This is a genomic window from uncultured Campylobacter sp., assembly GCF_938045345.1.
In the GTDB taxonomy this organism is placed as follows: Bacteria; Campylobacterota; Campylobacteria; order Campylobacterales; family Campylobacteraceae; genus Campylobacter_B.
Map to the genome: position 1 here is coordinate 1 of NZ_CALIMS010000059.1, position 19,829 is coordinate 19,829.

Genomic DNA, 19,829 nt, shown 5'->3' on the forward strand with positions numbered 1-19,829 from the left:
ATTAAAGATATAATTAAAATTTTACAAATTATTTTACTCGCTGATATTTTTTATCCTTAAGATAAAATTTAAAACAACTTAAACAAATATTGTGTAATATTTCAAAAGTATCTTGACCTAAGGCGAAATATGGAAAATATATTTTTAGAATCTTACGACGTATTTAAGGTATCGAAAAACGCGAGCAAGCTAAAAATTTACAACGACTTTTTAAGAGACAACAAAAGATACTCCGTAACGCGCTGCTATTATGTCATAGTCGTGGATAATACCTTTTTGACCTACTCGCATTTGATGATTTATGAAGAGCTGCTTTATCTTCTGTATTCACAAAATAAGCTAAAAAACGGCGATTTTTCGCTGACGCTCAAAAAATCGGAGCTAGCGAAAAAATTTAAGACCGATATCACAAAAAGCGCTACCGAGACGATAAAGCGCTTTTATGAGATGCAGCAGGTCAAAATCACTATTTTCGTAAAAGACAAAGTCGAAAAACAGATGAATATCATAGAGCGCATCGACGCACCGCAAAGCGAAAAATACGGCGACATCCCCGACGAGATCAATATTTCGCTAAATTCCGAGTTCGTGCGACTTTACCGCTGCGCGTATCTGGATAAAATCGAGTATTTAAATAGCTTCGATATCGAGCAGGGCAGCTTCATCCGCTACTTCATGCAGCACGAGCTGGACGGAGGCGTCAAAAGCTCTGCAATCATCGATAAAATGGGTGTTACGACCTATCTGCCCTTCACTTATAAAAAGCGCTTCGAGCAAGAGATCGCAAGAGTGAGCTTTTACTATAAAAACGAGAAATTTTGCATAAAAGACGGCTTTGTTGTCATCGAAAACCACGAAAACAAGGCGATAGATAATCAAAACGCGTCGATTGAGCTTTTCGGCGTGATATATGAGCAGATGACGCAAAATTGCACCAAAGCTGTTACGCTAAACGAGCAAAATTTAGCGAAGTATTACGCGCGCTTCGGCAGGTTTGAGACGAGCCAGACGATATTTAAAATTCTAAGCAATATGGAGCTCATGCTAAATCAATCGATGCAGAAAGAAAACGCGAAGATCGCCTGCTTTTCGCACTTTTTCGAAAGTATCGTCTGCAAAAACGGCGAGGAATTTGAAATTTTGATCGAGCTAAATCAAAAGGGCTTTGAGTATATCGTCTCGCGTAGCGCGAATTTGGACTTTTGGAATGTCGAATCCGCAGACTATGGACTCACGCCGTATCCCGTAAATAGCTGTGCGACAAACGGCAAACTGGGGTAAATTTAAGTCGGTAAATTTTAAAATCTATCCGTAAAATACGGGAGTACGCCCGCTGCATCAAGGACAAAGCGCGGGCAAAATTTTAAAAATTTACTCCTGCGTCCTTAGCTCGGCGATGAGCCCGTCAAGCTCGCCGTTATTTTGCGCACTCAAAAGTCGCTCGTTTATGAGCTGCATTTGCGCCGAAAATTCGCTACCAAGCATATCTGCGACGAAATTTTCACTCTCGCTCTCATCCGTCATCGGATACATATCGCGCCAGATGTCGGTTATCCACCAGCCGCACTTCGAGACGCAGGTAAAGTCCTTCAAAACGCCCGTTTTTAGCTTCATCATCACTTCGTCGGTTTGCTTGATCTCGCTTGCGACGAAGTCTTTATGGATGCCGTCTAGGCAAGTGAAAATGCGGTGCCCTAGACTTTGGACGCTGTTTTCGGAGCAGATCCTAAACTGAAAGACGCTATCTTTAAAATTTAAATCAGACAAGCAGATTGGATGCTTTTGAGTAAAATTCGGAAACGAATCAAAGCTCCTATCGTCGATGCTAAGCGCCCAGTTAGAGCTTGGATTTTTGCGGGCGAACTCGCCGAAACTTAGTCTGATAAATTCTTTATGGCTTAGCTCTTCGGCGGTGAAAAAGTCGTAGTTAGCGCAGTTTGCAGCTTTAAAATCTCTAAATTTCATGATCCCTCCCGTAAAATTTCGCTTCAAATTTACTCAAAACAGCATTTTATCATTTTGCGGGATTTATTTTTATTAATCCGAATAAATTTAATCAAGAATTTGCCAGGTTTAAACCTCGCAAAAAGCGTCTAGTTATATTTTGAGTGAAATTTATGCATGCCGAATAGTTAAATTTGCTGAAATTTAAAATTTTTGAAAGATTTCGCCGCTTGGAACTTCGCATCGCAAAATTCCGAGAGCGGAATTCCAAAGTAAAATTTTACGCCAAACCCATACGCGCAGAATTTTGCTCGCGAGAGGGCTTCGCCAAATACGGCATGGAATATCTATCTAAAATTTCGCGGATTTGGGGCGTCTAAATTTACGCGCCGCACACGAAGTTAAATTTTGTATTTCGCGTCGCAAAATAAACAATCATCACATTATAGAAAATTTGCGAATTTATAAAATTCGGGCTTTTAAATTTACTTCAAAAGCCCGAATTCTAATTTACTTCACCAGTTCGTAATTATATTCTTTCGTGCCGTCGAGTAAATTCGTGACGTTGTAGCCTCGCTCGTTTAGGGCTTTGGCGAGCTTGGCGCTGCGGTTGCCGCTGTAACAGTGTGTGATTATTCTTTTGCCTTTGTTGGCCTCAAGCACGTCCTTGTAGTTTTCTAAAGGCTCGCCGTATGGGATATTTATCGCGCCTTTCATATGCCCCGCGTCGTAGTCCTGCTTCTGCCTAGCGTCGATGATCAGCACGTTCGGCTCATTTGCTATTTTCAAAAACCCATCTGCGTTTATGCTGCCGACCTTATACAGCTCGTAGTCGTACTGCTTCACGCCGGGCGCATTCATAAGCATGCTAAAGCCCTTTTGTTTAAGCAGATCAAGCGCCTTGCCGCTGCGGTTGCCGGTGTTACAATAAAGCACGACGTTTCTATCCTTGTAGGCGTTTATCTCATCCAGTCTGCTTTCCAGCTCTCCAAGCGGGATGTTGATCGCGTGCTTCACGTGGCCTGCGGCGTACTCATCCGCGCTTCTAACGTCGATGACTAGATAATTTTCTTTCGCCCTGTTATCCTCCTCTATTGCTGATAGCGCCGCGCCGCTTATGGCGTAGCCGTTAGGCTGTTGCATCTCGGCGTAGCAAGTCGCAAAAGATCCCAATGCCGCCAGCAAAACCGCGCTTTTTAAAATTTTGTGAGAAATAAATTTCATATGTTTCCTTTGAATTTTAGCTTTTAAAGCGGGAGATTATATCAAAATTTTATCTAAATAGTGTGAATTTGTGCGGAATGTGATAGGTTATGCTGATACGGATTACCGATGTGAAAACGCGAAAGAGACTCGAATAAAAAACTTTTGCCAAAATATCTTAAAGGCTCGTAGGTAAAGATACTTTGCGTAAATTTATCTTTTAGAGACGGAGCAACAAATTCAAAAAAACTCACATTTGCCCGAAGGTAAATTTTATGCTTTTGCCAATTTTCATTATTTTTCAAGTATAAGTAAGATATAATCTCTAACTTTTTTGAGACGCTGTATGCTCTTAAAGGTAATTTGAAGATGGTGTCAAGAGAGAGACTTGAACTCTCGACCTCCGGCTTATGAGACCAGCGCTCTAACCAGCTGAGCTACCTTGACACGTGAAAAGAAATGGCAAGTATAGCTAAATATTCTTATTTTTAATTGAAACGCTTTAAAAGGAGAGAAAATGAATGCGGCTTTGATTTTATTAGTTGTCATAGTTTTGTTAGTTTTGGCGCTAGTGGGCGTTTATAACTCATTCATCGCCAAGCGCAACCAGGTGCGAAACATCGCTTCCACCGTCGATACACAGCTTAAAAAGCGCTACGACCTCATCCCCAATCTAGTTAGCGCTACGCGCGAATATATGAGCCACGAAAGTGCAGTGCTAACGCGCGTTAGCGAGCTTCGCTCACAAGCGATCAGCGCAAGCTCTAACGCCGATAAATTTAGATTAAATAGCGAAATCTCGGCTCTTTTGGGACAGATCCGCATTGCGGTAGAGGCGTATCCAAACCTCAAGGCTAACGAATCGTTTGCTAAGCTGCAAAACGCGTTAGGCGAGTGCGAAGAGCAGATTAGCGCCGCACGCCGCGCTTATAACGGCGCTGTTACGGTCTATAACAACGCCTGCGAAATGTTTCCTACTAACATCATCGCTAGCGTTTTTAACTTCGTCAAAGCGGAATTTTTCGCCGCTAGCGAGCAAGAAAAGCAAGCCCCGAACGTCTCTGAGCTTTTCAAAAAATAAGCGCGAGACGTAGAAAATTTGCGATGAAATTTTAAAATTTCATCGCAAATAATGTCGAGCGTCGCAAAGCTAAATTTTATAGCGAGCAAAACAGATTGCGCGCAAAACACGCGCTTTTAAAAAAGGTTTGCTTCGCTCCCCCGCATACTCGTCATCTCGTTTGAGATATTTTGCGGCATGCGGTACTGAGAATTTTAACAATAAAATTTTACGGTGCAATGCCAAATTTTAAAAGTCTAAATTTCGCAGTGTAAATTTTAACTAGCTTGCCGCCGGAGTTACTTACGCAAGCGGCGGTGATATATGCAGCGTTAGTCGTGAGTAATTTTGCAAATTTGCGCTTCGGTCGCAGTTGCGAGATCCTTCGGCGCGAGAGCAATCTGTTTTCCGCGCACACCTGCGCTAACGTAAATTTTCTCCTGCGCTAGCGCTCGCTCGTCGATGAAGGTGCGGAAGTACTTTTTCATCCCAAGCGGCGAGCAGCCGCCCCTGATGTAGCCCGTTACCTTTTGCAAATCCTTCAAATCCATCAGCTCGCAACGCTTCGCGCCGCAGATGTGCGCGAGCGCCTTGAGATCCAGATTTAGATCGCCTTGCAGGCAGGCTACGACATATTCGTGATCCGCCGTGCAAACTATCGTTTTATAGACCCGTTCGATCGGCTCATTCACGCTATTTGCCACGTGCACCGCGTCTAAATTTAAAGGATCAACCGCATATTCTTTGATCTCGTAAGGGATTTTCAGACCGTCCAGTACGCGTGCGGCGTTTGTTTTTGAGCTCATTTCGCCTCCTTAAATTTAATAGCGGATTTTGTTTTCTTTCAAAAAATCGCGTAAATCTTCGTATTCACTCTGATCGAAATAGCGCCATTTGCCGGGCTTTAGCATCCCGAGGGTCATTCTGCCGAATGCCGTGCGCTTAAGCTCCACGACATCCAGATCGAAATAGCCGAAAAATCTACGCAACTCGCGGTTTTGACCCTCGTTGATGATCGCTTTTATTTTCGTATAACCACCGCTGCTAGGCATTATGCGGTAGCCCAAAAAGGGTTTAAATTCCATCGATTTGATCTTACTTTTGGCGTGCGCACCTTTGCTCGCATCTGCAGCAAAAAAGCCCTCGCGGATCGCCGTTACTACCTCCTCTTTCACCTCGCCTTTTACCTTTAGATAGTACTCTCGCTCGATGTCGCTGTTCATCAGCGCCGTAGCGATCGCGGGCGCATCGGTCAGCAGCAAAAGCCCCTCGCTTGCAAAATCCAAACGCCCCACGCTAACAAATCTGCTAAATCCCTCCGGCAAGCTATCGTAAATCGTCCGCCTGCCGCGATCGTCCTTTTTAGTAACTAACTCGCCTTTCGGCTTGTTATAAACGATCATCGTAAATTCCGTCTTAGGCTTGATGAGGCGCGAGCCTATGCGGATCTTCTCCTCGCCGCTAACTTCGATGAAATCGCTAACGACGCGACCGTTAATGCTAACTTTGCCTTGCTTGATCAGCTCATCTGCCTCACGGCGTGAGTAGCCGGTGTTATGGGAGATAAATTTATTCAGACGCATCTTTTGCATTATTTTAGCCCCAAGCTCGTTAGATCGTGAATATGCAAGATCCCAACGGGCACGCCATTTTCGACTACGGGCAGGACCTGGATTTTAAATTGCTCGATCAAATTTAGCGCATCTATGGCTAACATATTTTTATCGTCTAGCATTTTAGGATTTTTGGTGGCATATTTTAGCGCGGCGTCATTGATGTCAAAATCCTCTCGCATCAGTGCGCGGCGCAGATCGCCGTCGCTTAGGATCGCCTCGAGCGTGCCCTTTTCGTTCACTAACAAGACGGTGCCGAGCTTTCCGTGCGTCATAACGTCGATAGCTTGTTTTAGGCCGGTATTATGCTTTACGACCGGTAAATTTTTACTTTGCATTACGTCTTTTACTTTGACGAAAAGCCGCTTACCGAGGCTTCCGCCGGGATGAAAATTTGCAAAATCCTCCCTGCCGAATCTGCGCTGCCTCATCAAACAGATAGCTAACGCGTCTCCTAACGCAAGTGTTAGCGTCGTAGAAACCGTCGGCGCGGCGCCTAGCGGGCAAGCCTCTTTGACGATATTTAGGCTTATAAACTCATCGCTAACCTTGCCGAGCGAGCTATTTTTATCGCGCGCCATCGCGATGATCTTTACGCCGAAGCGTTTGAGGTGAGGCAGAATTCTAACCAGCTCCTCACTCTCGCCGCTAAAGCTGATCGCAAGCACCATGTCGTCCTTACCGATCATGCCCAAATCTCCGTGCAGTGCCTCGGTAGGGTGGACGAAAAACGACGGCGTGCCGGTGCTGGCAAGCGTCGCGGCGATCTTAACGCCTATGTGGCCGCTCTTACCCACGCCGGTGACGATTACCTTGCCCTTGCAAGCTAGGATCAAGTTTACAGCTCGCTCAATTTCGCCGCCGATAAGATCCACATGCCGCAAAAGCTCCGCTCCTTCGAGCCTTAGCACCTCTCGTGCCGTATCTAAAATTTCACTCATTCAACCTTCTTTTTAAAATTTGCTTTCATTTTGCGCCTCTTTGCGCCACGCCTAAATTTACGCTAGCTGAAATTTCGCGCCTTTGAAATTTGCGCCATAAAATTTTAATCCGCGAAATTCTGCGCCGCTTCGTTCGTATAGCTGCTGGCTTGCTAGATGCTCTTTAAATTTTGCTTTACGCCGAAATTTGCGCTCAAATTTTACTAGCCGCTTTAAAATTCCGCGTCGCAAAAGTCACTCACATCGCAAAATTCCACACCCAAAAGCTCGCAGGCGCCATAAAATTTCATTCGTCCGCCGCAGATCAAATCCGCCTCGCACGCTAAATTTAGCCGTGCTTACATCAAATAAATCACCGGCACTATGGTCGGATATTTTTTGATCTTTCTAAAGATGTGCTTTCGCACGGCCTGGCGGATCTTACCCTCCAGCGCCCAGTGATCGAGTAAAATTTCATCTTTTAAATTTGCTAAAAACTGCTCGATGATGCCCTGCATCTCCTTGGTAAAGTGCGCCGTTTGGTTATCGGCGACGAGCCCGTAGGTGATGACGCGCGTCTGAATGAGCCTCTTTTCATTTTTGTCGATCTGCGCAATGATGACCGCGACGCCCGCATCGGCTAAATTTTGACGGTGCTTGACGATCTCGTCGGAGATCTGCTTGTTGATCTGATTATCAATAAAAACCTTACCCGTCTTGACGGTCTTGACGCGCTTTAGATATTTTTCGCAAACCTCCATCTGATCACCGTCGTTCATTAGATAGATATTTTTCTCCTCGATGCCGCACTCCATCGCAGTCTCTTTGTGTTTTACGATATGATTATATTCGCCGTGCACGGGTAGGAAAAATTTCGGCTTTATCAAGCGCAGCATGAGCTTTTGCTCTTCGATCGAAGCGTGCCCGCTTACGTGTATCTCGCTGAAGTCCTGATACGCGACCTTTGCGCCGCTTTTTAGAAGGTAGTTAAGCACGGTCGATACGCTGCTTTCGTTGCCGGGGATCGCTTTGGCGCTGATAATTACCTGATCGGTGGATTTGATCTTAATGTATTTGTGCTCGTCCGTCGCCATGCGGTACAGCGCACTCATCGTCTCGCCCTGCGAGCCGGTAGTAACGATTAAAACCTCATTATCCGGGTATTTGGAGACCTGATCGGCATCGACGAAGATCTTTTTGTCTAAATTTACGTAGCCAAGCTCCATCGCGGTAAATAAATTTCGCTCCATACTTCGTCCGATGACGCAAACCTTGCGGCCGTATTTTACGCCGCGCTCTATAGCCTGATATACGCGGTGGATGTTTGAGCTGAAGGTACTCATTATCACGCGCCCCTTACAGCTCGAAAATATTGTATCAAAGGTCTTTCCTACCGAGCTTTCGGACTTTGTGATCCCCTCTTTGTGCGAATTTGTGCTATCGCTCATCAAAAGCATAACTCCGCTATCGCCGTAATAAGCTAGCCGGTTCAGATCGGTCGGATAGCCGTCGATCGGCGTGTGGTCGATCTTAAAATCGCCCGTATGGATGATCGTGCCCGCCTTAGTCGTGATCGCAAGCGCGCTCGCATCGATAATCGAATGCGTTATGTGGATAAACTCGACCTCAAAATCACCGATCTGATAAAGCTGGCGCTTCTGCACGGGCCGGAAGTAGCTACGCTCGGCTTTAAGGCCGTGCTCTTCAAATTTATTGCTTATCATCCCCAGAGGAAGCGGCGTAGCGTAGATCGGGAATTGAAATTCTTTGAAAAAATATGGCATCGCGCCGATGTGATCCTCGTGCGCGTGGGTGATGAGAATGCCCTTGATCTTGTTTTTTATCTTGCGAACATAATCGAAGTCGGGGATTAAAATGTCCACGCCGAGCATGCTCTCCTCCGGAAAGCTCATGCCCACATCGACGATGATCGCACTCGTATTGGTCTCAAAAACGGTCATATTCGCGCCGATCTCGCCCAGTCCGCCAAGCGGCGTGATACGCACCGTCTCATCGCTGCGATTAGCGTCTTTAAGCGGGTGCAGGCGCTCCTCGTGGATCAGCTTGTTTTGCGCGATCGCATCGTCCATCGCCTTTTGCCACGGCTCGTTGCCAGTAAGACTTTTTGGCATATTTGAGCGTTTTTTGTGCTTTTTCTTTTTCTGCGAGTCCGAAGAGCTATCGTCCGCAGCGCTAGAATTTGCGCCTTTTGCGTTATTGCCGCTTGGCTTTGCACGGCCGTCGCGGTTTAAATTTGAACCGCCCGCGCCGTTTTCGTTGTTTTTTGGGTATGCGCCTGCGAAATGCGCACCATTCGCGCCGTTTGAATTGCCGCTTGACGAACCGCCCGAAGAATTTGATCCGTTGCGGGAGGCGTTTTTTGAACCCTTTGAACGAACGGAATTTTGCCCGTTTTTCGCGCCTTTATTTTTGCGAGAGCCGTTTTCGTGCTCGCCGCCGAATTCCACATCGCCCGCAGAGCTCTCGCTCGCGATAGATTTTTTTAGATTTTCCTTGCGTTTTTTGTAGCGATTGCTTTTTTTGAGTCGTTCGACGCCGTTTTCATTTCTGTTTTCTTCCATCTTTTACCTTTAAATTTTTAAAAATTTCTAAAAAAAGGGTGGAATTTAACTCGTGCGCCCGAACTGTAGGCGGAATTTTCAAATTTAAAAAGATCTCTTCGGCTAAGCCTCTATCAAATTTTGCACTTAAATTTTTAATAAGCGTCTTTCGCGGCGCGCTGAAAGATACGCGCAAAAAGCTTTTAAATTTCTCGTGTTCATCGAGATTTTGGAGCTGAGCGCAACTTTTTACGCCGAGGCTATCTGCGTTTATCTCGGCACCGGGCTTGAAATTTTTGCCCTTTACGAGCCTGATCACCGACGAAGTTACCTTCGGCGCAGGCTCGAAGCAGCCAGGCTCAACGTCGAATAGAAGCTCGCAACCGCCAGCGAGATCGGCTAGGATCGAAAGAGCGCTAAAATCGCTCTGCCCGGCTCTAGCGCAGAATTTTAAAGCGACCTCCTTTTGGATCATCACCAAAAATCCGCCGCATAGCTCATCGTCGATCGCCTGCAAAATCATCTTTGTAGCGATGTAGTAGGGCAAATTTGCGACCAAAAAATATTCGCCGCAGCCAAGACCCCGCTGCTGCCAAATCCGCAAAGCATCGCCCAAAACGAGCTCAAGCTCGCCGCTAGCGATCTGCTGTGCAAATTTAGCGCTTAAAATTTGATATAAATCTTCATCTATCTCGAAACTCTTTAATCTGTAAAATTCCAAAAGCTTGCGAGTCAAATCACCTAAGCCAGCCCCGATCTCAACGACATTCTGTACATTCTCGGGAATCGCTTGGATGATCTTGCTTAAAACGGCTTCGTCTTTTAAAAAATTTTGCCCGAACTCTTTTTTCGCCCTAATCATCGAGGAAGCTTAGCCAAATTTTACTTATAAAGTCATTATATTAAGTAAAATTTGGCTAAAATCATAAAAAATTTTATTCCAAAGGGCCGCTTTGAATAGATTCGCAAAACGCATAATCCCATGCCTAGACGTCAAAGACGGATGGGTGGTAAAGGGCGTAAATTTCGTAGGTCTCGTGGATGCGGGCGATCCGGTGCAGGTCGCCAGACGCTACAATGAAGAGGGTGCGGACGAGCTATGCTTCCTCGACATCACGGCGTCGCATTTGGGGCGCGATACGATCGTGGACGTCGTGGAGCGGGTCGCTCGCGAGCTTTTTATCCCGCTGACCGTGGGCGGCGGCATCCGCACGATCGACGATATCTCGCGCCTGCTAAACGTCGGCTGCGATAAAATCAGCCTCAACTCTGCCGCGATAAAAAATCCTGATTTGATAGACGAGGCGGCGAATAAATTCGGCTCGCAGTGCGTCGTAGTCGCGATCGACGCAAAACGAAATTCGAGTGAAATTTCGCGTGGCAATTTATGCGACGTGACTCAGAATTTGAGCAGAATTTCAAGCGGTTCGCAGGATGAAATTTTGACTGGGAACGGCGAGCTTTGCGGCTATAGCGTTTTTATAAACGGCGGTAGGCTGGATACCGGCAGGGACGCGCTTACTTGGGCAAAAGAGGCGCAGGAGCGCGGTGCGGGCGAAATTTTGCTCACGTCGATGGACTGCGACGGCGTTAAAAACGGCTTTGAGCTAAATTTGACGCGGATTTTTAGCGCGCTTGATATCCCAGTGATCGCAAGCGGCGGTGCGGGCAAAATGGAGCACTTTAAAGATGCATTTTTAGCGGGCGCGGACGCATGCCTGGCGGCATCGATTTTTCACTTCAGAGAAATCGAAATCAAGGCACTAAAAGCGTATCTGCAGGAGCAAGGCATCGAAGTGAGACTGTAAATTTAGTCAGATTTATACCGCAGGGTTGAAACTTAGCCGCCAAAGCGACCAAATAATTAATTTTATTTCAGCCTTTATTATCTTGCAAGTTTTTTGCAAGCATCGTTTTTGCTTAGATAAAATTTATTCGTTTTAGCTAAATCATAAGCTTTTTTTATGATACTTTTACATCTTCTACCCGCCACCTGCACTGCTACCATTATGAAAGGTAAGAGTACAGCTCTCATAGATATTTGCTCAGATTGATTTTAATTTCATCCGATACTTTACGACGAAAAAATTTCAAAATTTAGCCTTAAATTTATCGTCATTTTGCTATGATTAGCGAAAAATAACGAAAGCGTAAATCCATAAATGATAATCTCTGCCGGACGAAATGAAATTTTTGATTTTGCCCTGCCTATGGGCGTAGGGCTAGTGGATATGAGTATAAATTTGACTAAATTTCTATGCGAAAATAGGCAAAGCTTGCCGAGTGAAATCATTTTCGTGGGTTCTGCAGGGCTATACAAAGAGGGTAAAATTCTAAAAATTTATGAAAGCAGATCGGCTGCAAACTGTGAGATATCGGCGCTTTATGAGCTTTCATACTCTCCGATTAGCTATGAAATTGCAGCTAGGAATTCTACCAATGTTTCATATGAAACAATAACTAATAGCTCAAATTTTATCACGACCGATAAAAAATCTGCGCTAAAATTCTTTGAACGAGGTTATTTTTTAGAAAATATGGAATTTTTTGCGGTTCTTAAGGTAGCTCAAAAATTTCAAATTCCCGCTTACGGAATTTTTTGTGCGACAAATTTTTGCGATTCAAACGCTCACGCAGATTTTTTAAAAAATCACGCCGCTGCAAAAGAAAATTTAACTAAATATCTAAAAACTAAGGCATTAATTTGAAAAATATCTTTGATTTTACGATGAAAGAGCTTGAAAATTTCGTCGAACCAAAATTTAGAGCCAAGCAAATTTACGAATGGATTTACAAAAAGAATGTGGATGACTTTGCACAAATGCCAAATCTACCAAAAGAGATCCGTCAAAGTTTAGCTCAAAATTTTTATTTAGACCCGCTTAAATGCATCAGATCCGAAACAAGTAGCGACGGCAGTATCAAATACCTTTTCGCTCTCAAAGACGGCAAGACGATAGAAAGTGTCTTATTGCCGATGAAGGATGAGCTGAGAGATGAAAACGAAAAAATCATAAGACACGCGCGCTATTCAATCTGCGTAAGTTCGCAAGTAGGCTGCAAAATTGGCTGCAGCTTCTGCTTGACAGCAAAAGGTGGCTTCGTACGGAATTTAACTCCAGGCGAGATCGTGGCTCAAATTTGGCTCATCAAGAAAATGAACGCGATCCCGTACGAGCGCCGCGTCAATGTCGTATATATGGGGATGGGCGAACCGCTTAATAACCTAGACAACGTTGCCAAAGCCGTGCAAATTTTAAAAGAAAACGACGGACTCGCAATAGCGCCGCGTCGCCAAACGATAAGTACGAGCGGACTTTCTACGCAGATAAAAAAGCTTGGCAAAATGGATCTTGGCGTGCTGCTTGCAATCTCGCTGCATGCAGTGGATGACGAATTGCGTGAAAAACTAATGCCGATAAATCGCGCCTACAATATCGCATCGATTATGCAGGCGGTGCGCGAGTTCCCAATCGATCTGCGAAAACGCGTGATGTTTGAATATCTAATGATCGATGGGATAAATGACCGCTCAAGCGATGCCAAAACGCTAGTGAAGCTTCTGCACGGCATCCGTGCAAAAGTAAATCTGATCTATTTTAATCCGCACGAAGGCTCGAGCTTTGGCAGACCAAGCCCCGAAAATATGGTGAAATTTCAAGACTATCTCTGCGCGCACGGCATTACTTGCACGATCCGCCAGAGCAAGGGGCTAGATATCAGTGCGGCGTGCGGACAGCTCAAACAAAGAAACGAGCAGGGTAAAATTTTAGATCAAAATGGCGTCAATATGGATAAAATTTTAAAAAAATAGAAAAAATTTGGCTAATATTTCCAGATCATAAGGCAAATCGGCAAAAAATTTATAAAGGAGTAGCAATGAACACGCAAAAAATAGTGGATGAGATCGGCATCTTCTTAGACAGATCGCTGCTTAAAAAATCCTAGATTACAAAGGCGGAGATTATCCGCTTTATCGAGGCAAAATGGGTGGAGACGGACGATGAGAAAAACCGCGTCTATGCCTCATACATCTACGCGGCGCGCATGGTGAATGAGTACAAATGGGCGGGCGACGCCTCAAATATGCTGCGCTGGCTAAGCGAGATGGACAAGCATACCAGAAGTAATGAAAATCCGCCCTGTGTGAGCGATTATTATAAGGGCGAATGCTGCTTGGAGTGCGGAGCGGAGCAGGAGGCGCTTAAATTTTTGCGCAAAAGCTACGAAGCGAATGAGGAGCACCTTTTCACCCGTAGCCCAAAGGTCGCGGAGTTTTTTAATGCACATCTTGCGGAGCCTAAAATTTTTCCTAAATTTGAAGATGAAGAATACGAGGACTTTAGTTTCCCGCTGCGGCTGGAGTATTTCGGTAAAGCTTTAGAGCAAGAAGGCGAGTTTTGCTGCACCTTTTTAGATGAAGACAGCGAAGAGACGGACGAGTCAAGCCGTATGCGCTCAAACGCAATCGAGTTTTTAAAGCAAAATCAGGAAGAAATTTTAACGGGCATCTTAGCTGAAATTCTAAAAAACTACCCAAAATGGCAGAAAATTTACGACTATCCGAGCGAGACGAAAAGCGATTTCATGCCAGGCATCAGCACGCCGCAGGAGCTTAGCGAACTATTGGAGCTACAAAATATCTATATCCTAGACGGCGCGAAAATCGGCTTTGAGTTTAGCTGCTCGCGGGATATGGGGCACGGCCTAGGCGTGATGACGCGCAAAGGCGAGGTCATTAATATCGGCGAAGCAGAAGTAGCGTTTATGGCTATTTGAATAAAATAAACTAAATTTTAAAGCATAAAACAAATTTTTATAGTTACTTTTAGGCTAAATTTTACGCATTTTTTTATCACTTTTACCATATGCAAATACAAGAAGCCAAAATAATAAAAATTAACTGCCGCGTCTTAATCTTACACACATCTTACCGATCAAATTTCGCACTAATTTGCAATTACGATTGTATAAATGAATGGGTGTAGAATTTTAGCGATACAATGAGAAATATTGCATTTCCTCTCTCGCTTTAACATTTATAAAGTTTCTCTCATATTGGTTATACCGCTATTCCGAATTTTAAATTTACATACTATTAAACTCGCGATTATGCTAAAACAAACTCTGAAATCATCCGCGAATTCCTTCTTATCTACCCTTAACATTTCGAATTTTCATAGAAATTAACAATTACAATCCAAGTCTCATGCCAATATCTTGCGATATTTCTATTGTTCGTTTTTGTTCTATGCTACGGTCTATGCCCAAACCAAGTACCCTCTTGCAATATTCCCCAAAAGAAGCAACTACCATTTTGCTCCCTATGCTTGCTATCAATGCCGAGCTTTCTAAATTAACAGAGCTTCCCACCCCACCCTTTTGCTTAAATAGAAAATTAGCGTATTCGTCAAATTCTTTTTTAAATATTCCATGTTCTTGATTGTATTTTTTAAAAGAATCAACACCAGATTTAAAATCTTTTATACTGCCACCCAACTTATCTTGAAGCATCCAATATTTATGCGCTCTGAGCTCAAATTTACCGTAATCTTCGCTACCGAAAATAAATATATGAAACCCGCTGTCTAGCCAAGTTGAATTATATGCTTTTATGGCCTTAGCGCTCTTTTCCCAATCTGCATATTTTCTCTTTTCTGAGGATAAATTCTCGAATGCCCTTTTAAACTCTATAAGTAAAAACTTCCCATTGTTATGAGTTAAAGCATCACCTATTTTTTCTATATCACCATCAAGTGGAGCTATATCGATATCCAACAAACACTGCCTTACAAAATAATACTCCACTGTTTTTTCCCACCACAACATTTTCATCCTTTATTCACAATTACTAATATTCTAATTATGAATTATAGCCATCGCAAAATAAAATCGTCTTAAAATTTTCAAATAACTATAGATGAGAAATTAATAAATTAAACACCGTTATAACCATAAAATTTTATAAAAACCGGCAAAAGCAAAATCCTGGTCATAAAAATAATCGTCGCCACTTCAAAATTTTATTGAGTTGCTTAAATTTTACCGATTTTAGCAAGATTATAAAACTCTCTCGCGGCATCGAATTTGCTTTTTATCTCATATCGCTCTCCGCTCAGTTCGAAGCAAATTACATTCGCGTGCAGTAGCAATCTAGGCGCTCCCGTCGTCTTGACCCGCTCCGTCTCATCCATCTTTTTATCCAATATCCGCTCCGCTTGCTCTCGCGAAAGCCCATACAGCGGCTCTCCCAATATCGGCGCGCCCGCGGCAAATAGATGCAGCCTGATCTGATGCTGCCTACCCGTCAGCGGATAGCACTCAATCAGGCTAGCGTCCATGTCCTCAAAATATCGCAGCGGGCAAATCAGCGTGATCGCCTCTTTTCCGTCGCGCGATATTTTCATACGAATTTTAAGATCGGCGAACTCGCCGCTAGGGGCGATCGGAGCATCGATCACAAACCCCTCAAAATCCTTTAAAAATTTCAGTTTCTCACTAAATTTTGCGTATTTTGCAGGCTCAAATTTTTTAAAATTTACGCATCCCGTAAAAGTAGCCGGCATAGATTTAGCCGCAGGTAAGGCGCAAGGTTTATGTCCGTTATCCGCGCTACTCATCGCGATAGCGGGTTTAAGCTTATCGCTCACTCCGCAGGATAAGGCATCAAATTCAAATTCGCCGCCAACATCGCCAGTAGGAGCACCAGATTTAAATTTAGCCTGCGCGCCGCCAGATAGAGTGCTGCACCATAATCCCCTACTCGCACCATTAGACAAGATATTAAATCCAAATTTATCGCCTGCCCCTTTTAAAGCTCGCATATCGCGCAGATCCGATACGTTATATGGTAAGCTCACAGCATCGCCCGCAAATTTTGATCCGCAAATTTCATCAAAGCCTAGCGCATAGCAATCCTCTATCTCACCATTGCAAGCGGCACCTTGCAAGCTCTCCCTCAAATCTCCTCGCACGAGCGCTAAATAGCTTTTCATCACTCTACGCTGTTCGAAGCACTCTTTAAGCTCGCGCGCCGCGTCTTTATCCTTAGCGACGATAAGAATTCCGCTGGTTTCTAAATCAAGCCTATGCGCCACGCACGCGTCCTGCCCGTATAGCGACCAGATCTCGTCATACATATTATAAGGCGAGTTACGCCCGCTCGGATGGCTTAAAATTCCACTCGGCTTGTCAAATGCCGCAAACGCATCGCACTCAAAGATCGGCTTCAGTCCACGCGGCTCGCATTTGTAATCGATCAAAAAAATTTCTCCGTGCGCGACGGAATTTTTATGCAAATTCTGATCCTCTGCATCGGTTACGCGATGCTTGTCACAGATGCGCTGCGCGGATTTCATATCGTATCCGAGGCTAAGCAGAATTTCATAAATTTTGCGCCCCTCAAAGCTTCCCAAGCTTCTCTTCTCATAACCCATATTAAACTTTCAGCCCCATTTTTATATAATTTTTACCGTCATTATACAAGAAATTCTAACCGAAAGGCTGCTAAAATGGTCGAAAGATACGCAAGAAAAGAGATGTCTGAAAAATGGAGCTTGCAAGCCAAATACGACGCGTGGCTAAAAGTCGAGCTCGCGGCGGTTAAAGCGTGGAATAAGCTAGGTCTAATAAGCGACTGCGATAAAGATAAAATTCTACAAAACGCAAGCTTTAGGATCGAGCGGATAGATGAGATCGAAAAGACCACCAAGCACGACGTGATTGCATTTCTAACGAGCGTGAGTGAGAGCCTTGGGCAGGAGAGCCGCTTCATGCATTACGGAATGACTAGTAGTGACTGCATCGATACCGCCGTTGCGCTGCAAATCAAAGAAAGCATGGAGCTCATCATTGAGGATGTGCAAAATTTAAAAGCCGCGATAAAATCTCAAGCCATGAAGCATAAAATGACACTGATGGTCGGACGCAGCCACGGTATCCACGGCGAGCCGATCACTTTCGGACTCGTGCTCGCGGTCTGGTATGATGAGATAAATCGCGCGCTAGAGCTTTTGCAACATGCAAAAAGCGTCATCAGCTACGGCAAAATAAGCGGTGCGATGGGAAATTTCGCGCACGCTCCACTAGAGCTGGAAGAGCTGGTGTGCGAATATCTGGGGCTAAAGCCCGCCCCCGCGTCCAATCAAGTCATCCAGCGCGATCGCTACGCGCAGGTAATGAGCGCACTTGCGATCCTAGCTTCCAGCTGCGAAAAGATCGCCATCGCAATCCGTCACTATCAACGCACCGAGGTTTATGAGGCGGAGGAATTTTTTAGCCCAGGTCAAAAGGGCAGCTCTGCGATGCCGCACAAACGAAATCCTGTGCTTAGCGAAAACGTAACGGGACTATGTCGTATGATCCGTAGCTTCGTAATACCTGCGATGGAGGACGTAGCTCTATGGCACGAACGCGACATCAGCCATAGCTCGGTCGAGCGATTTATCCTCCCCGACGGCTTTATAACTGCTGATTTTATGCTAAATCGCTTGACAAGCTTGATCGAAAAACTGCTCGTATATCCCGAAAATATGATGAGAAATCTAAATTTAACCGGTGGGCTCGTGTTTTCGCAGCGAGTACTACTAGAGCTGCCTAAACGAGGAGTTAGCAGAGAGGATGCTTATAAAATCGTGCAGCGTAATGCGATGAAGGTCTGGGCAGATCTGCAAGAGGGCAAAAAAGCTATAGATGAGCAAGGGCATAGCCTGTTTTTGCAAAATCTGCTCGCAGATACAAAGCTACGAGAAAAGCTAAGTGCAAGCGAGATCAAAGAGTGCTTCGACTACGGATATTACACCAAAAACGTGGACGCGATTTTCGCTAGGGTTTTTGGCAAATAGCAGGCACGGCGACTTGCTATTTTAAAGCTCCGAACGGGCCTACAAAATGTAGCGAAGCGGCTAGAAATTTATGTTTGCGCCGAAGCATTTTAATAACCGCGATTGAAATTTTAAAATTTTGATAAAGATAAAATTTTAGTAAAAGCGTAGCGCTTGCGGATTAATATAGCATCTAAATCCGTACGACAGGCGTCACTGCTTTTACTATGAATTTATAAAGGTAAAATTCTACGCTTGCGGCTAACATTAAAATAGTAAAAATTTAATGCTTTAAAACGGTAAAATTCTTAGGTGTAGTAGTTTTTAAAATTTTACCGCAAAATTTAAGTGCTAATCCAGAAAATGTAAATGCGAGATTTCCATAAAGCAAACAGGACCAATTCGCCTCTAAATCAACTGCCATTAAAGCGCAATCCTTTTACGTGCTCGCTTAGCATTTTGCCTATGGCAACCAACCAAATTTTAATGATTTTATGGTGCTTCTGCGTTGGCTCAAGCTAGGGGTCGTGAGATATTCGAAGCAATTATGAAACAAATTTAAAGTGGCAAATGGAGACATTAATAAAATTCCGCTTTTTTAACTTGAGATTTTAACGATTCTTAGAAAAAAGAGGATTGAGTAAAATTTCATAAATTCCATCAATTTAAGCGCTTAGCAGATAGCACTAAAAATAGGAAATTAAGCTTGCGTAATGATATTTTTAAAAATTTTAAAATTTTATACGCGTAAGCGGGTAAAATTTGACGTCTAGTACCGGCAGCATCCTTGATTATCATATAATTGCATCTGAATTGCTCGCAAATTTCGGATTAAACAATCCTGCGATTTGACGTCTAATAATTATTTGGAATTTAAAACGGATGGAGTGGGAGTTCGTTCGCTCCATCCTGCACTAGTACGTTAGAATTTTTAGAATTTAAAGTTATACCCCAGATAAATTCCATGGTTAGTCTCATACACCTTGTCTACGCCTTCTCCAAGCTTACTAGCCTTGTATCTCGTATAGTCCGCTTTGTAGCCAAACTCGATCTCGTTATGCTCATCAAAGCTATATAAACCGCCCAATCTTGCGCCAATTACCCAACCAGGCAGAGTCTTTGAAAGCGAATCGCTGCTTCCGTCAGATTCGTCATATGAATAAATTTTATATTTCAAAAATGAAACTCCTGTATAGGCGCCCGTTACGAGTTTAAAGCCGTTTGTAATCTCGGGCGTAAAATCCCCGCCTACGAGCAAGCTATGCTTATTCCACTCGTGTTTAAATATGATGTCCTCCTCGTCAGTGCCAGTTTTCGAAGCTTTGAAATCATACAAGTACTCGCCGTACGCCCTAGCTATACCAAAATCATAGCCGCCTTTAAAGCCGAGCGCAGCCTGCCCCTTATTATCTTTATTCGTGCCAGAATCTTCCTCGTCAGACCATTTAGTAGTGATGCTGGATTTAAAAGAATAATCTCCCTCGATACCTAAAAATATCCCCTCGCCGAAGCTTGAGCTCGCGCACACCGCAGCGGTAAACGCCGCGATTAAAATTTTATTTTTCACATTTTCTCCTTACAATTTATAATTTCGGGCTTTCCGCCGCCGCCGCTTTGCCATTTTACCGCTTGCTATCTTTAAGCGTCTTCCGCCAAGCTCGCTCATAAGCGCGTTTAAAATTTGCTGATTATAATATCCTTTTTTT

18 protein-coding genes and 1 tRNA gene are annotated in these 19,829 nt (G+C 44.1%); 8 read left to right on the top strand and 11 right to left on the bottom strand.

Annotated features, from left to right (window positions below; translation table 11 throughout):
* Positions 1-129: 129 nt before the first annotated feature.
* Positions 130-1,281, top strand: a complete 1,152-nt coding sequence (locus tag Q0144_RS10110) for a hypothetical protein (RefSeq protein WP_298063948.1) — start codon at positions 130-132, stop codon at positions 1,279-1,281.
* A 90-nt stretch (positions 1,282-1,371) separates the two neighbouring features.
* Here Q0144_RS10110 and Q0144_RS10115 read toward each other — a convergent pair whose 3' ends face one another.
* The gene (locus Q0144_RS10115; RefSeq protein WP_298063950.1) at positions 1,372-1,965 is read right to left on the bottom strand and encodes an effector protein; all 594 of its coding nucleotides are present in this window, start codon (positions 1,963-1,965) and stop codon (positions 1,372-1,374) included.
* Positions 1,966-2,174: 209 nt separating this feature from the next.
* Between Q0144_RS10115 and Q0144_RS10120 the strand changes: the two genes are divergently transcribed.
* Entirely contained in the window at positions 2,175-2,324 is a 150-nt protein-coding gene (locus Q0144_RS10120; protein ID WP_298063952.1) for a hypothetical protein, read from the top strand.
* A gap of 130 nt (positions 2,325-2,454) precedes the next feature.
* On the opposite strand, the gene Q0144_RS10125 is transcribed toward Q0144_RS10120, so the two are convergent.
* Together Q0144_RS10125 and Q0144_RS10130 are read right to left on the bottom strand one after the other, a co-directional pair.
* A complete protein-coding gene (locus Q0144_RS10125) occupies positions 2,455-3,168 on the bottom strand; it encodes a rhodanese-like domain-containing protein (protein WP_298063955.1) in 714 nt (237 codons plus the stop codon).
* Between the two features lie 349 nt (positions 3,169-3,517).
* Positions 3,518-3,594, bottom strand: a tRNA-Met gene (locus Q0144_RS10130).
* Positions 3,595-3,664: 70 nt separating this feature from the next.
* Between Q0144_RS10130 and Q0144_RS10135 the strand changes: the two genes are divergently transcribed.
* Positions 3,665-4,228 carry a LemA family protein gene (locus Q0144_RS10135; RefSeq protein WP_298063956.1) on the top strand — a complete coding sequence of 188 codons (564 nt, stop codon included), beginning with the start codon at positions 3,665-3,667 and terminating at the stop codon, positions 4,226-4,228.
* Between the two features lie 311 nt (positions 4,229-4,539).
* Here Q0144_RS10135 and ybaK read toward each other — a convergent pair whose 3' ends face one another.
* From ybaK to rsmA, 5 genes are all read right to left on the bottom strand, one after another.
* Positions 4,540-5,013 carry a Cys-tRNA(Pro) deacylase gene (gene ybaK / locus Q0144_RS10140; protein ID WP_298063958.1) on the bottom strand — a complete coding sequence of 158 codons (474 nt, stop codon included), beginning with the start codon at positions 5,011-5,013 and terminating at the stop codon, positions 4,540-4,542.
* 15 nt (positions 5,014-5,028) lie between these two features.
* On the bottom strand, positions 5,029-5,790 hold the full coding sequence (locus Q0144_RS10145; RefSeq protein ID WP_298064073.1) for a pseudouridine synthase: 762 nt from the start codon (positions 5,788-5,790) through the stop codon (positions 5,029-5,031).
* 8 nt (positions 5,791-5,798) lie between these two features.
* On the bottom strand, positions 5,799-6,761 hold the full coding sequence (locus Q0144_RS10150; protein ID WP_298063960.1) for a KpsF/GutQ family sugar-phosphate isomerase: 963 nt from the start codon (positions 6,759-6,761) through the stop codon (positions 5,799-5,801).
* 338 nt (positions 6,762-7,099) lie between these two features.
* On the bottom strand, positions 7,100-9,322 hold the full coding sequence (locus tag Q0144_RS10155; protein ID WP_298063963.1) for a ribonuclease J: 2,223 nt from the start codon (positions 9,320-9,322) through the stop codon (positions 7,100-7,102).
* Complete coding sequence (gene rsmA / locus Q0144_RS10160) at positions 9,303-10,163, bottom strand: 16S rRNA (adenine(1518)-N(6)/adenine(1519)-N(6))-dimethyltransferase RsmA (protein ID WP_298063966.1); 861 nt, start codon at positions 10,161-10,163, stop codon at positions 9,303-9,305. Before rsmA ends, Q0144_RS10155 begins: the two co-directional genes overlap by 20 nt.
* A 91-nt stretch (positions 10,164-10,254) precedes the next feature.
* Between rsmA and hisF the strand changes: the two genes are divergently transcribed.
* The 4 genes from hisF to Q0144_RS10180 all read left to right on the top strand — a co-directional run bounded on the left by hisF (position 10,255) and on the right by Q0144_RS10180 (position 14,080).
* Entirely contained in the window at positions 10,255-11,109 is an 855-nt protein-coding gene (gene hisF, locus Q0144_RS10165) for an imidazole glycerol phosphate synthase subunit HisF (protein ID WP_298063969.1), read from the top strand.
* 354 nt (positions 11,110-11,463) lie between these two features.
* The gene (locus Q0144_RS10170; RefSeq protein WP_298063972.1) at positions 11,464-12,009 is read left to right on the top strand and encodes a purine-nucleoside phosphorylase; all 546 of its coding nucleotides are present in this window, start codon (positions 11,464-11,466) and stop codon (positions 12,007-12,009) included.
* Positions 12,006-13,115: a 23S rRNA (adenine(2503)-C(2))-methyltransferase RlmN gene (gene rlmN / locus Q0144_RS10175; RefSeq protein WP_298063975.1), complete on the top strand. Its 1,110-nt coding sequence runs from the start codon at positions 12,006-12,008 to the stop codon at positions 13,113-13,115. The genes Q0144_RS10170 and rlmN overlap by 4 nt, the downstream gene beginning before the upstream one ends.
* Positions 13,116-13,291: 176 nt before the next feature.
* Complete coding sequence (locus Q0144_RS10180) at positions 13,292-14,080, top strand: hypothetical protein (RefSeq protein ID WP_298063977.1); 789 nt, start codon at positions 13,292-13,294, stop codon at positions 14,078-14,080.
* A 414-nt stretch (positions 14,081-14,494) separates the two neighbouring features.
* Here Q0144_RS10180 and Q0144_RS10185 read toward each other — a convergent pair whose 3' ends face one another.
* Positions 14,495-15,130 (bottom strand): hypothetical protein, encoded by a 636-nt coding sequence (locus tag Q0144_RS10185; RefSeq protein ID WP_298063979.1) that lies wholly within the window; start codon positions 15,128-15,130, stop codon positions 14,495-14,497.
* A gap of 206 nt (positions 15,131-15,336) precedes the next feature.
* On the bottom strand, positions 15,337-16,737 hold the full coding sequence (locus tag Q0144_RS10190) for a pseudouridine synthase (protein ID WP_298063982.1): 1,401 nt from the start codon (positions 16,735-16,737) through the stop codon (positions 15,337-15,339).
* 75 nt (positions 16,738-16,812) lie between these two features.
* Here Q0144_RS10190 and purB point away from each other — a divergent pair, with 75 nt between their 5' ends.
* Positions 16,813-18,144, top strand: coding sequence for an adenylosuccinate lyase (gene purB, locus Q0144_RS10195; protein WP_298063985.1), 1,332 nt, complete (start codon positions 16,813-16,815; stop codon positions 18,142-18,144).
* Positions 18,145-19,054: 910 nt separating this feature from the next.
* Here purB and Q0144_RS10200 read toward each other — a convergent pair.
* Entirely contained in the window at positions 19,055-19,690 is a 636-nt protein-coding gene (locus Q0144_RS10200; RefSeq protein ID WP_298063987.1) for a hypothetical protein, read from the bottom strand.
* Positions 19,691-19,829 lie beyond the last annotated feature (139 nt).